Raw genomic sequence first — 12,638 nt, 5'->3', positions numbered from 1 at the left:
TCGGGACCGTGGGGCACGGTGGGCACGGTGGACCTGGTCGACCCAGTCGGCCCGGCCGGCGCGATCGGTACGGCGAGTCCGGCCGGCACGGTCGGCCCGGCCGATGCGATCGGCACGGCGAGTCCGGCCGGCACGGGGCCGTGTCGCCTGCCCGGGCGGAGGACGTACGGCACGTTCCGACCGTACGGCGGGCCCCGGCGCCCCGCATGTCCGGCCGCCGCCGGGCCGGGCGGGCGGTCCGCCGGGCGGTTGCCGGAAACGGCTCCCCCGGGCGGCGGGCGGCCCATAGATTCGGAGGCTCGGAACGCCGCAGGGCGTCGAAGCGCGGGGAGGGAACATGGGCGTGTTACGGGGCAGGACCGCTGTCGTCACCGGAGGTTCGCGGGGGATCGGCCGGGGCATCGTGGAGCGGCTCGCGGCGGACGGCGCGGAGGTCGTCTTCAACTACGTGCGCGACCGGGAGGCCGCCGAGGAGGTCGTACGGGAGGTGAAGGCGGCGGGCGGCGGCGCCCGCGCGGTACGGCTGGACCTGGCCGAGCCGGGGGCGGCGGAGGAGCTGATGCGCACGGCGTCGGAGGGGTCGGCGGCGGGCGAGGTCTCCGTCCTGGTCAACAACGCGGCCATCGGCTTCTCCCCGACGCCGCTGGACGAGACGGGCGAGGAGCTGTTCGACCGGGCGATGGCGGTCAACGCGAAGGCGGCGTTCCTGACCGTCCGGTACGCGGCCCGGTTCATGCCGGAGGACGGGCGGATCGTCAACATCTCGACGCTCAACACGGTCCGCCCGGGGCGCGGGATCGTGCCGTACATGATGAGCAAGGGCGCGCTGGAGCAGCTGACGGCCGCCGCCGCGATGGAGCTGGGACCGCGGAGGATCACCGTCAACACGGTGTCGCCGGGCGCGACGGACACGGACCTCCTGCGCGGGACGAACCCGCCGGAGGCCCTGGAGATGGCCGTCGGGCTCACGCCCCTGGGCCGCCTCGGGGAGCCGGCCGACGTGGCGGCCGTGGTGGCGTTCCTGGTGGGGCCGGACGGGGCGTGGATCACCGGCCAGAACCTCCGGGCGACGGGCGGGCTCGGCTGACGGGGCGGGCCCGTCCGGCGGGACGCACTCGGCCGACGGGACGCACTCGGCCGACGGGGCCCGCCCGTCCGGCGAGGCCGGCTCAGCCGACCTCGTAGCCGAGGGCCGTCGCGAGGACCGCGGCCTGCTCCAGGTCGATGCGGGCGCCCGCCGCCTCCACCGTCCTCGGGTCGAGGGCGGACAGGTCGCTGCCGCGCAGGTCGGCGCGGCGGAGGCGGGCGCCCCGCAACTGGGCGCCGGACAGGTCGCACCGCCTGACCGCGGCCTCCTCCAGCCGGGCGCCCGCCAGGTCGGCCTCGCGGAGGCGGACGCCGTCCAGCTCGGCCTTGCGCAGGTCGGCGCCGGTCAGCCCGGCGTACGACCAGTCGCCGCCGTCCACCACGAGCAGGCCGAACACCGACTCGCGGAACTGGCTGCCCACCACCTTGCACTGCTCGAACCGCGCGTCGAAGAACACGCACCGGCGGAACGTGCAGTTCGTGAAGGCGGTCCCCGTGTGCCGGGACGCGTTGAACCGCACCCCGGAGAACGTGCAGCCGTCGAAGGACGCGCCCTCGCTGACGCCCTCCGTCCAGTCCGTGTCGTAGAACACGCACCCCGCGTACGCGTCGCCGGCGCCCAGTTCCCGCCCGTACCAGTCCTCGCCCCGTACGGCGAGATCGCGTGTGATCGGCATGTCCCGATCCAAGCGCATCCCACTGACATCCGCGCCGACCGGCAACCCCCGCCCGACCGGCAACCCCCGCCCGACCGGCGGCCACTCCCCCGTGACCGGCAGCCGACGGGACGGCTGGACGGCGGGACGACAGGAGGGCCCATGGGAATCATCCGCGGGATCACGGCGGCCGCGCTCGGCGCCGCACTGGTGGGGACGGCCGCCCCCGCCACCGCCACGACCACCGGCGCCACCGGCGCCACGACCACCGCTGCCACCGCCGCGTCCGCCGCCGTCGCGCCCGTCGTCACCGCCCCCACCCTCGTCGTCGCCCCGAACGGCGACGACACCGCGGCCGGCACGCTGGAGCGCCCGCTGCGGACCGTCCAGGAGGCCGTGCGGCGCGCCCGCCCGGGCGACGTCATCGGTGTGCGCGGCGGTCGCTACCTCCTCACCCGCAACATCACCCTCACCACCTCCGGCGAGCCCTCGCGCCCCATCACCCTCGGCGCGTACGCCGGTGAGCGCGTCGTCATCGACGGCGAACAGCTCCCCGCCAGCCACACCCCGGTCGGCGGCAGCGTCCCCCGCGCCGAGCGCGGCGCGATCCACCAGGAGGCGTCGCACTGGCGGATCTCCGACCTGGAGATCGTCAACAGCCCGTACGGCGTGTACTGCGACGGCTGCAACGACAACGTCTTCGCCCGCCTGAACACCCACGACAACTACGAGTCCGGCTTCCAGCTCCAGGGCGCCTCCAGCCGCAACCTGATCCTCGACCTGGACAGCCACGGCAACCGCGACCCGCGCAAGAACGGCGAGAGCGCGGACGGCCTCGCCATCAAGGAGGGCAGCGGCACCGGCAACGTCGTGCGCGGCGCCCGCCTGTGGAACAACGTCGACGACGGCTTCGACGCCTGGAAGTTCGCCTCGCCCGTCCTGATCGAGGACACCATCGCGTACGGGAACGGCTTCGACCGCTGGGGCTTCCCCGACTTCGCCGGCGACGGCAACGGCTTCAAGCTGGGCGGCGGCGCCCCCGCCCCCGCCGTGGCCCACGCCCTCCGCAACACGGCGGCGTTCCGCAACGCCGCGAAGGGCTACACCGACAACGGCAACCCGGGCGCGATCGCCGTGTCCCGGTCGACGAGCCACCGCAACCAGAGCACCGGCTTCGACTTCGACACCTCCGCCGCCCGCGCCGTCCTCACCGGCAACCTCTCCGTCGCCGACCAGCGCGCCGTCGCCCGCACCTCCACCACCACGTCCACCGGCAACTCCTGGGACCGGGGCGGCGCGTGGGGCGAGTCGGCCGTGCTCAGCACCGACCCGGCGCCGCTCACCGGCCCGCGCGACGCGGACGGTTCGCTGCCCGGAGCCCCGTCGTTCCTCGTGCCCCGCGACGGGACGGCGGTGGGCGCCCGCTTCTGAGGACGGAACCGCCCGCCCCCGACCACCGGGCGGGCGTCCCCGTCCACCGGGCGGCGCCGTCCACCGGGCGCCCCCGTCCACCGCGGGGCGGCGGGCGGGCCGCCCCCACGCACCCGCCGGCACCCCCGTACGCCGATACCGCCGGTGCCGCCGGTATCGCCGGATGTGTCACGACCTTGTGCGGAGCGTCACCCGATGCTGACGTTTCCGCCGTGGACAAGGCAGACTGTGGGCGGCGATACCAGCGGTACGGGCAGGGGGAGCTATGGACCGTGACAACGGGCCGCGAGTGCCGGAGCAGCGTGTTCCACGGCAGGCGCAGGTACCGGGCGGCCAGGCACCGCGCGACGGCCTGGCCCCCCGGAGACGCCCGGTGCCCGCGGGGGACGGGCCGGACGGCCGCGTCGACCTGCGCTTCGGGGTGCTCGGGCCCGTACGGGCCTGGCGGGACGGCGAGCCGCTCCCGTCGGGCTCCCCGCAGCAGCGGGCCCTGCTCGCCGCACTGCTGCTGCGCGAGGGGCGGACGGCGACGGCCGCCGAACTGATCGACGCCATCTGGGGCGAGGAGCCCCCGTCGCAGGCCCTCGCCGCGCTGCGCACGTACGCCTCCCGCCTCCGCAAGGTCCTCCCGCCGGACGTCCTGGTCAGCGAGTCGGGCGGGTACGCGATCCGGGGCGCCCCGGACGCCCTGGACCTGAACGTGGCGCAGGAGCTGGCCGCCGAGGCGGAGAAGGCCCGCGCGGCCGGGGACCGCGCGCAGGCCGTGGCACTGATCAACAAGGCGCTGGGCCTGTGGGACGGCGAGCCCCTCGCCTCCGTGCCGGGGCCGTACGCGGAGACGCAGCGCGCCCGCCTGGAGGAGTGGCGGCTCCAGCTCGTCGAGACCCGCCTCGACCTGGACCTGGAGTGCGGCCACCACGCGGAGGCCGTGTCCGAGCTGACCGCGCTGACCGCGGCCCACCCGCTGCGCGAGCGGCTGCGGGAGCTGCTGATGCTCGCCCTGTACCGCAGTGGCCGCCAGGCCGAGGCCCTCGCCGTGTACGCCGACACGCGCCGCCTCCTCGCCGACGAACTGGGCGTCGACCCGCGCCCCGAACTCTCCCGGCTCCAGCAGCGCATCCTCCGGGCCGACAGCGAACTGGCCCAGCCGGTCGAGCGGCCCGCCCCCGGCAAGGCGCCCGTCGCCCGGCCCGCCCAGCTCCCCGCCACGGTCCCCGACTTCACCGGCCGCGTCTCCTTCGTACGGGAGCTGGGCGACCTCCTCGTCACAGCCGAGGGCTCCGTCATGGCCGTGTCGGCGCTCGCGGGCATCGGCGGCGTCGGCAAGACGACGCTCGCCGTGCACGTGGCGCACCAGGCGCGCCCGCACTTCCCGGACGGGCAGCTCTACGTGGACCTGATGGGCGCCGGTTCGCGGGCCGCCGAGCCGGAGACCGTCCTGGGCGCCTTCCTGCGCGCGCTGGGCACGCCGGACGCGCAGATCCCGGAGACCCTCGACGAGCGGGCCGCGCTGTACCGGTCGACGCTCGCCGGGCGGCGCGTCCTGGTCCTGCTGGACAACGCGCGCGACGCCGCCCAGGTGCGACCGCTGCTGCCGGGCACGGAGGGGTGCGCGGCGCTGGTCACCAGCCGCATCCGGATGCTCGACCTGGCGGGCGCGCACCTCGTGGACCTGGACGTGATGTCCCCGGAGGAGGCGCTCCAGCTCTTCACCAGGATCGTGGGCGCCGAGCGGGTGCAGGCGGAGCGGGAGGCGGCGCTGGACGTGGTCGCGGCGTGCGGGTTCCTGCCGCTGGCGATCCGCATCGCCGCGTCCCGGCTGGCGGCGCGGCGCACGTGGACGGTGTCCGTCCTGGCGGCGAAGCTCGCCGACGAGCGGCGCCGCCTGGACGAGCTCCAGGCGGGCGACCTCGCGGTGAAGGCCACGTTCGAGCTGGGGTACGGGCAGTTGGAGCCCGCGCAGGCCCGCGCGTTCCGCCTGCTGGGCCTCGCGGACGGCCCGGACATCTCCCTGGCGGCGGCGGCGGCCGTGCTGGACCTGCCGCCCCAGGAGACGGAGGACCTCCTGGAGAACCTGGTCGACGCGTCCCTCGTCGAGTCCGCCGCGCCGGGCCGCTACCGGTTCCACGACCTGGTCCGCCTCTACGCGCGCGCGTGCGCCGAACGCGACGAGCGGCCCCCGTCGGAACGCGAGGCGGCGATGTCCCGCCTCCTGGACTTCTACCTGGCGACGGCGGCCCGCGTGTACGCCATCGAACGCCCCGGCGACCGCCTGGTCGACCACCTGGAACCGACGACGTACGAGGGCCTGGCCTTCACGGACCGGCACGAGGCGCAGGACTGGCTGTACCGGGAGGCCAACTGCGTGCTGGCGTGCGTCCGCCAGGCCACGGCGGGCGACGCGCCGGGCAGCCGCCTGCGCCGCGCGGTGGACCTGCTGTGGGCGGCGAAGGACCTGACGGAGTCCGGCGCGAACTCCAAGCAGTACGAGTCGGCGGCCCTCGCGGCGTGCGAGGCCGCCCACGCGGCGGGCGACGCCCGCACGGAGGGCCGCGCCCGGACGACGCTCAGCAACGTCCACCTGGTGGCGGGCCGCTACGACGAGGCCGACCGCGAGGCCCGCAACGCCCGCGACCTGGCCGTGTCGGCGGACGACCCGGCGCCGGTGTACTGGGCGGACAACGACCGGGGGATCATCGCGGCCATGGGCGGCCGCCACGCGGACGCCGAGGAGCACCTGACGAGCGCGGCGGAGGGCTCCCGCGCGGACGGCAACCAGCCGAGCGTCGCCAGTGCGCTGTGCAACCTGTCGCGGCTGCACCTGCTGACCGGCCGGACGTCCAGCGCCATAGCCCTGGCGCAGCAGGGCATCGAGATCTACGACCGGCTGGGGCTCACCCTCCGGCTCGCCAACGGCCGCTACGCCCTCGGCATAGCGCTCAACCAGGCCGACCGGCACGCGGAAGCCCTGGACGAGTTCGCGGAGGCGTTGCGGATCTTCGCCAAGAACCGGCAGCGGCTCTGGGAGGGCGCGACCCACTTCCGCATCGCGGAGGCCCAGTTGAAGTCCCGGCGCCCCGCGCGTGCCGCACAGCACGCCGAGCAGGCCCTGGCGCTCGGCTGCATCGGCGGGGACCAGATGCGGGGCAACGTCCTGGTGCTGCTCGGGAAGGCGCTGCGCGTCCTCGGGCAGACCGATCGCGCCCGCGCCTGCCTGCGGGAGGCGCTGGCCCTGTACGAGTACCTGGGTGCGGCGGAGGCGGCCGGCGTACGGGCCATGCTGTCCCCGTCGGCGGCGATCTGAGCGGCGCAGCTCCGGAGGCACGGGCGTTCAGCATTCGTTTATGCGGATCCGGCATCGTTCTCAGTGGACGGTCCGTCGCGTCGGGGGGCAGGCGGGTCGAAGGCGCTCACCGCTAAGGTGAGCGATCCTTGGACGCCCGTTCGGCGACCCTCGGGGGAGTTGCCGAGCGGGCGTCGCCGAGTCATACCGTCAAGGGGAGATGACGCGCCATGAGCGACAAGAAGCCCGAAGAGATCATCACGACGCTGGACAACCACATGCCCGCCCCGCCCAGGGACGGCATCGTGGCCCTGGACAACCACATGCCCGCCCCGCCCAAGGACGGCATCGTGACCCTGGACAACCACATGCCGTCCGAGCCGTTGGGCGAGACGGTCACCACCATGGACAACCACATGCCCGCCCCGCCGAGGGACGCCATCGTGACCATGGACAACCACATGCCGGCGCCGCCGGTCAAGTAAGCCAACCCGGACGGGGGGGCGGCCGCGGCGGCGCGGAGGGGGAGCCGTCGCGGCCGCTGCATGCACGGGGCCGGGTACGACGGCGGGGGCCGATCCCACAGGGGTCGGCCCCCGCCGTCGTGGCATCCGCCCGGCTCGTCTCAGCTCATCGAGCGCCGCGCCTTGGTGACGACGCACTTGGTGTACTCGCCACCGTTCTGCGTGCCCGTGTAGGCCGTGGTGGCCTCGGTGTTCTTCGAGCCGTTCGCCGGGACGACGAGGCCGTCGACGCGCGCGGCTGCGTACGGCGCGCTCGTGCCGGTGTCGCCCTGGAACTGGACCGTCGCGTCGTACTCGTAGTCGAGCGAGCTGTCGTTGGTGACGGTGAGGCGCGCGACGAGGTTCTTGCCGGACGCGTCGAGCGTGCACCCGTCGATGCGGATGTCCCGCATCGCGGACGCGTCGGAGCCCGAACCGCCGGGCACGGAGCTCCCGCCGCCGGAACCGTTGCCGTCGGTGTCCTGGTGGCCTCCGGCGCCGGAGCCGCCGGAGGACGAGCTGGAGCCGCTGCCGGAGCTGGAGCCGTCGCAGCTTCCGCCGCCCGAGCCGCGCGCACCGGTCAGGGCGATCAGGACGACGCCGAAGACGGCCACCGCGCGAACATGACGCATTTTCACGTTTCAACCCCCGTTGAAAGTGGAAAAATAGAAAGCTCGTTCTGACGAGCGCACGTCACCCTAGCAGCGGAGCGGCCCGGCCTCGGCCGCCGTCGCGCGATTCCCCCGGGCGGAGGTGGGTACCCGGGCATCGGACCGGTTCCGGACCGCGTCGATCCGGCGCCCGGAGACGAGGGAGACCAAGGATGATCCGCAACGCCATTGGCGCCGTCCTGGCCGTCGTGGGAGCGGCCGCCGTCGTCTGGAGTCCCTTCCACGCCTGGTACGACGGGCGCCTGGGCCGGCACTACGGGGTCGATGACCTGTTCGGCGGGATCACCCCGGACCGTGCCGACCCGTGGGCCTCGCTGCTCCTGCCGCTGGCCTTCGCCGCGCTGGTCGCGCTGGTGGGGCTGGTGCTGCGGTCGCGGTCGGCGGTGGCGCTGGCGGGGCTGGTCGCGCTGGGGTTCACCGTGCTGTGGATGGTGCGCCAGGGGCAGGACACCGGGAGCCTCACGGTGAGCGGTGACGGGAGGGGCTTCGGGCCGGGCACCGGGCTGGCGCTCGGCGGCGGGCTGGTGTTGCTGCTGGCCGCGGTGGTGATGGCGGGGCGGCGGCACGGCCGGATGCTGGGCGGGCACGAGGCGGGGTACGCGTCCGGGACGGGGCGGCGGCACGCCCGGCGGAGGGCGGTGCCGCAGGACCCGGCCCCGGGACCCGGCGACCCCGCGTACCCGGGCGGTCCGGACGACGCGTCCGCGCACCGGCCCCAGGGCCCGTACCAGGACCCCCACCACGACCCGTACGAGGAGCAGGGCCCGTACCAGGACCACGGCCCGTACCGCGACCCGCACCCCCACCAGGACCAGGATCCGTACCGGGACCAGGACCCCGGCCCGTACCGGGACCAGGACCCCCACCGGGACCCGCACGCGCAGGACACTCGGACGTACCCGCCCCCCCAGGGCCGGGACGACCGCCCCTCCTAGCCGGCCACCCGGCGCCCCGGCCCGGCGGCTACCGGGTCGGGGACGGGCGGGGGCCCGTCGCGGTGCCCTTCTGGGCGTCCAGGGCGTACACGCAGCGGTCCTTGCTGCACGCGTACACGACGCCGGCCCGCGCCACGGGCGAGCCCGTGATCTCGCCGCCCGTCGTCAGCTTCCACCGGAGCTGCCCGCCCGCCGCGTCCAGCGTGTACAGCACGTGGTCCGCCGAGCCGAAGTGCAGCCGCCCCTCCGCCGCCACGGGCGCGCCGACGATCTCGCCGCCGGCCGCGAACCGCCACTTCGGCGTCCCGGTGACCGCGTCCAGCGTGTACAGGGCGCTCCCGCTGCCCACGTGGACGTTCCCGTCCGCGACGAGGACCGGCTCGATCGACTGCCGGGCCTCCGTCGCGATCCGCCACCGGTCCTTGCCGGTCGTCGCGTCGAGGGCGTACACCGTGCCGAGGTAGTCGGCGAGGTACACCCCGCCGCCGGTCACCGAGGGCCCCGGCGCGAAGGCGGGCGGCGACAGGAAGACCGCCGGCGCCTCGAAGTGCCAGCGGACGTGGCCGGACATGACGTCGACGGAGAGGACCCGCGTCCCGGCGGCGACGTACACGTAGCCGTCCTCCGCGGGGGTGACCCGTACGGGCACGCCGCCGCAGGACGCCGCGTCGCCGACCGGGTACGACCACCGCTCGGTGCCGGTACGGGCGTCGAGGGCGCGGAGCCGGGCGTCCTGCCACACGTACACGGTGTCGCCGTGGACGGCGGGCCCCGCCTCGGGGGTCTCGAAGTCGGTCTGCGCGCCGGTCAGCTCCCACAGCCTGGCGCCGTTGGACGCCTCCCAGCCCTGGACCCCGCCGCCGCGCGTGCCGGTGACGACGGTGCCCCGGTCGACCTTGAGCGAGTACACCCACGCGTCGGTCTGGAGCCGCCACAGCTCGCCCGCGTCGAGGGCGTCCAGCGCGTACAGCGTGGGCCCGTCGGAGGCGTGGATGCGGCCGGCGGCGACGGCCATGGACCAGGCGACGTCGCGGGTCTTGAACTGGCGGCGGCCGGTCGCCACGTCGAGGGCGTGGACCTCGAAGGACGTGACGTAGAGGAGGTCGCCGTCGACGACGGGCGTGCCCCACACGTCGTTCGACATGCGGAACCGCCAGGGGCGCCAGTGCCCGGGGGCGGGCGGGGGCGCGGCGACGGTGGGGCCGCCGTCCGCGCCGTTCGGCTGGGACGGCACGCCGGTGCCCGTGCCGGGGCCGGGACCCGTGCCGGGAAGGGGGCGGCCGGTGGGCGGCGGGGCGTCCGCGCCGGTCAGCCCGGCGGGCGGGCGGATCCAGCCGGTGGCGGGTCCGGCGGGGTCGGGCGCGGCGGCGGAGCGGCCGTCGACGCGGCGGGGGCCGGGGCCGATGGGCACGTTCGAGCCGGGGAGCCGGACGGGCGACGCGCCACCGCCGTGCGGGCCGTGGGCGGGCGACCGGACGGGGCCGTGCCCGGTGCGGGGGTCGCCGCCGCGCCAGGCGGCGTCCCAGTCCTGGCCGGGTGCGGGCGCCCCCGGGGCGGGGCCGCCGGGCGCCGGGGCGCCGGGCGGGGGCCCCGGCGGGGCGGGCGGCACGGACGGGGGCGGCGGCACGGCGGGACGGCCGCCGCGCCGCTGCTCGATCATGGCGGTGGCCGGCGCGGGCAGCCACGCGGACGCCGTGCCGCTGTCGTCGCCGCCGGCGAAGAGGTGCGGGGCGAGCTGGGCCTGGAGGTCCGCCGGGGTGGGGCGGAGCGCCGGGTCGGTCTGCATGCAGGAGTCGATCAACGGGCGCAGCTCGTCGGGCAGCCCCTCCAGGTCGGGGCCCTCCCGGAGCAGCATGAACACGGTCTCGACGGGGTTGGCGCCGTGGAACGGGGCGTGCCCGGTCGCGGCGAACACCAGCGTGGAGCCGAGCGAGAAGACATCACTCGCACCGGTGACGCTGCGCGAGTCGCGCGCCTGCTCGGGCGACATGTACGCGGGCGTCCCGACGGCGACGTTGGTCATCGTCAGCCGGGTGTTGGAGACGCCGGACGCGATGCCGAAGTCGATGACGCGCGGGCCGTCCTCGACGACGAGGACGTTGGACGGCTTCAGGTCGCGGTGGACGAGGCCCGCGCCGTGGATGGACTGGAGGGCTTCGGCGACGCCGGCGGCCAGCCAGCGCACGGCGGGCGCGGGCAGCGGCCCGCACTCGTTCACTATCTCCTCCAGGGAGGGCGCCGGGACGTACGCGGTGGCCAACCACGGCACGGCGGCGCGCGGGTCGGCGTCGACGACGGCGGCCGTGTAGAAACCGGACACGGCCCGCGCGGCCTCGACCTCCCGCGTGAAGCGGACGCGGAACAGCTGGTCCTCGGCGAGCTCGGTCCGTACGGTCTTGATCGCCACGCGGCGGCCGGACGCCGACCGCGCGAGATAGACCAGGCCCATGCCGCCGGCGCCGAGCCGGCCCAGCACCTCGAACGGGCCGATCCGTCTCGGGTCGTGCTGCGTCAGCTGCTCCACTTGCCTGCCACCTCCCCGTCAGGGCCATGGGGGTACGACCCTGTGCACCTTGATTCTTCCTGTCCGGGGCGGTGGTTGCGAACCCGGGGGCGGATCGGGGTGTCTCACCCGGAAGGGGACACCCGTGTGAGGGACACCCGGGCGACGGACCGGTGGGCACGGGCGGTTTCCGGCCACCGCGGGCCGCGGCGCCACCGTCCGCCGGACCGTGGCACCGCCGTCCGCCGGACTGTGGCGCCGGCCCGCCGGGCCTCGGTGGGCGAGGCCCGGTGGACGGGGCCGCGGCGGGCGGGGCCCGGCGGACCGGACCTCGGTCGGCAGGCTGGACGGGTGAGGCCCAGTGGACGGGAGCCCGGCGGGCGGGGCCCGGTGGACGGGAGCCCGGTGGACCGGGCCTCGGTCAGCGGGCTCGGCGGGCGGGGGCCTCGGTGGACGGGAGCCCAGCGGACGGGAGCCCGGCGAGCGGGGGCCCGCTGGACGGGGCTGCGGTGGTCGGGGCTCAGGCGGCCTTGGAGTCGGACAGGACGGCGAAGGCGGCGCCCTGGTCGTCGGCGAGGAGCGCGATCCGGCCGTACGGGGTGTCGAACGGGTCCTCGGTGACCCGGCCGCCGAGGCGGACGGCGGCGGCCGTCGTCTCGTCGCAGTCAGCGACGGCGAAGTACACCAGGAAGTGGGCCGGCATCTCGGCGGGGAACGCATCGCCGATCACGCTGCGCCCGCCGATCGCATCGGCGTCGGTGGGTTCGCCGGTGCCGGCCGGCGACCAGACGCGGAAGTCGGCGGACGGGTCGTCGAGGTCGCGGGTGCGGTAGCCGAAGACGGTGGCGTAGAAGGCGTCGACGGCGTCCTTGTCGCGGGCCCTCGTGTACACCTCGGTCCAGCAGTACGAGCCGGGGAGGCCCTCCTTCTCGAAGCCGGCGTGCTCCTCGGTCTGCCAGATCCCGAAGACGGCCCCGCCGGGGTCGGCGGCGAGCGCGGTGATGCCTGCGGCACCGACGCGCATGGGCGCGGTGATGACCTGTCCGCCGGCCTCCCGGATGCGGGCGGCGAGGGCGACGGCGTCGGTGGTGGCCAGGTAGACGCCCCAGGCGGTGGGCATGCGGCCGTCCCGTTTGGGGGCCAGCCCGGCGACGCGCAGGCCGTCGCTGAGGGCGGTGGCGTACGGGCCGTACGTCTCGCCGCTGTCGGCGAAGGTCCAGCCGAACAGTCCGCCGTAGAAGCGCTTGCCCGCCTCCAGGTCCGGGAGCAGCACGTCCGCCCAGCACGGCGTGCCCTCCGGCCTGTCCTCCGGGTCGCCTCCCGGCGTGCGTTCCGTGGTCGCGGCCATGGGCGTGGTTCCTTCCCTGTGCGCGGGGGCGCACGGACCGTGGGTGCCCGTCACGGCCACGCTAATGCGGGTGGGGTTCCGCCGCAGGGGGAGGAGGTCCGGTCGGGCAGTTGTCCACCGATGTTTTCCACAGCCTGTTGATAATCATTCCGTACGAGGACGTGAAGAAAGCCGGGTCGGAGAAGGACAGGGAAGGACGGAAGGGGCAGAAGAAGACAGAGG

General features: G+C 75.6%; 9 protein-coding genes. 5 read left to right on the top strand and 4 right to left on the bottom strand.

Annotated features, from left to right (window positions below):
* Positions 1–337 precede the first annotated feature (337 nt).
* Complete coding sequence (locus RND61_RS08720; protein ID WP_315877235.1) at positions 338–1,087, top strand: SDR family NAD(P)-dependent oxidoreductase; 750 nt, start codon at positions 338–340, stop codon at positions 1,085–1,087.
* Positions 1,088–1,169: 82 nt separating this feature from the next.
* Here RND61_RS08720 and RND61_RS08715 read toward each other — a convergent pair whose 3' ends face one another.
* Positions 1,170–1,763, bottom strand: coding sequence for a pentapeptide repeat-containing protein (locus RND61_RS08715; protein WP_315877234.1), 594 nt, complete (start codon positions 1,761–1,763; stop codon positions 1,170–1,172).
* 141 nt (positions 1,764–1,904) lie between these two features.
* Here RND61_RS08715 and RND61_RS08710 point away from each other — a divergent pair, with 141 nt between their 5' ends.
* The 3 genes from RND61_RS08710 (at position 1,905) to RND61_RS08700 (ending at position 6,941) form a co-directional block, all read left to right on the top strand.
* Entirely contained in the window at positions 1,905–3,173 is a 1,269-nt protein-coding gene (locus RND61_RS08710) for a right-handed parallel beta-helix repeat-containing protein (RefSeq protein ID WP_315877233.1), read from the top strand.
* A gap of 265 nt (positions 3,174–3,438) precedes the next feature.
* The gene (locus RND61_RS08705) at positions 3,439–6,477 is read left to right on the top strand and encodes an AfsR/SARP family transcriptional regulator (protein WP_315877232.1); all 3,039 of its coding nucleotides are present in this window, start codon (positions 3,439–3,441) and stop codon (positions 6,475–6,477) included.
* Positions 6,478–6,686: 209 nt separating this feature from the next.
* Entirely contained in the window at positions 6,687–6,941 is a 255-nt protein-coding gene (locus tag RND61_RS08700) for a hypothetical protein (protein ID WP_315877231.1), read from the top strand.
* A gap of 140 nt (positions 6,942–7,081) precedes the next feature.
* Here RND61_RS08700 and RND61_RS08695 read toward each other — a convergent pair whose 3' ends face one another.
* Positions 7,082–7,591, bottom strand: a complete 510-nt coding sequence (locus RND61_RS08695; RefSeq protein WP_315877230.1) for a hypothetical protein — start codon at positions 7,589–7,591, stop codon at positions 7,082–7,084.
* A 191-nt stretch (positions 7,592–7,782) separates the two neighbouring features.
* Between RND61_RS08695 and RND61_RS08690 the strand changes: the two genes are divergently transcribed.
* Positions 7,783–8,565, top strand: a complete 783-nt coding sequence (locus tag RND61_RS08690) for a hypothetical protein (protein ID WP_315877229.1) — start codon at positions 7,783–7,785, stop codon at positions 8,563–8,565.
* Between the two features lie 28 nt (positions 8,566–8,593).
* On the opposite strand, the gene RND61_RS08685 is transcribed toward RND61_RS08690, so the two are convergent.
* On the bottom strand, positions 8,594–11,089 hold the full coding sequence (locus tag RND61_RS08685; RefSeq protein ID WP_315877228.1) for a serine/threonine-protein kinase: 2,496 nt from the start codon (positions 11,087–11,089) through the stop codon (positions 8,594–8,596).
* A 499-nt stretch (positions 11,090–11,588) separates the two neighbouring features.
* Positions 11,589–12,416: a VOC family protein gene (locus RND61_RS08680; RefSeq protein ID WP_315877227.1), complete on the bottom strand. Its 828-nt coding sequence runs from the start codon at positions 12,414–12,416 to the stop codon at positions 11,589–11,591.
* Between the last annotated feature and the right edge of the window lie 222 nt (positions 12,417–12,638).

This window comes from Streptomyces tamarix, from assembly GCF_032423885.1.
Taxonomy (GTDB): domain Bacteria; phylum Actinomycetota; class Actinomycetes; order Streptomycetales; family Streptomycetaceae; genus Streptomyces; species Streptomyces tamarix.
The sequence above is the reverse complement of the archived record's forward strand: the minus strand, read 5'-3'. Positions and strand labels throughout refer to the sequence as shown.

What these genes read in the sequence shown, in the direction of transcription:
- RND61_RS08720 (WP_315877235.1), top strand. Translation starts at nt 338, where the DNA reads ATGGGCGTGTTACGGGGCAGGACCGCTGTCGTCACCGGAGGTTCGCGG.
- RND61_RS08715 (WP_315877234.1), bottom strand. Translation starts at nt 1,763, where the DNA reads ATGCCGATCACACGCGATCTCGCCGTACGGGGCGAGGACTGGTACGGG.
- RND61_RS08710 (WP_315877233.1), top strand. Translation starts at nt 1,905, where the DNA reads ATGGGAATCATCCGCGGGATCACGGCGGCCGCGCTCGGCGCCGCACTG.
- RND61_RS08705 (WP_315877232.1), top strand. Translation starts at nt 3,439, where the DNA reads ATGGACCGTGACAACGGGCCGCGAGTGCCGGAGCAGCGTGTTCCACGG.
- RND61_RS08700 (WP_315877231.1), top strand. Translation starts at nt 6,687, where the DNA reads ATGAGCGACAAGAAGCCCGAAGAGATCATCACGACGCTGGACAACCAC.
- RND61_RS08695 (WP_315877230.1), bottom strand. Translation starts at nt 7,591, where the DNA reads ATGCGTCATGTTCGCGCGGTGGCCGTCTTCGGCGTCGTCCTGATCGCC.
- RND61_RS08690 (WP_315877229.1), top strand. Translation starts at nt 7,783, where the DNA reads ATGATCCGCAACGCCATTGGCGCCGTCCTGGCCGTCGTGGGAGCGGCC.
- RND61_RS08680 (WP_315877227.1), bottom strand. Translation starts at nt 12,416, where the DNA reads ATGGCCGCGACCACGGAACGCACGCCGGGAGGCGACCCGGAGGACAGG.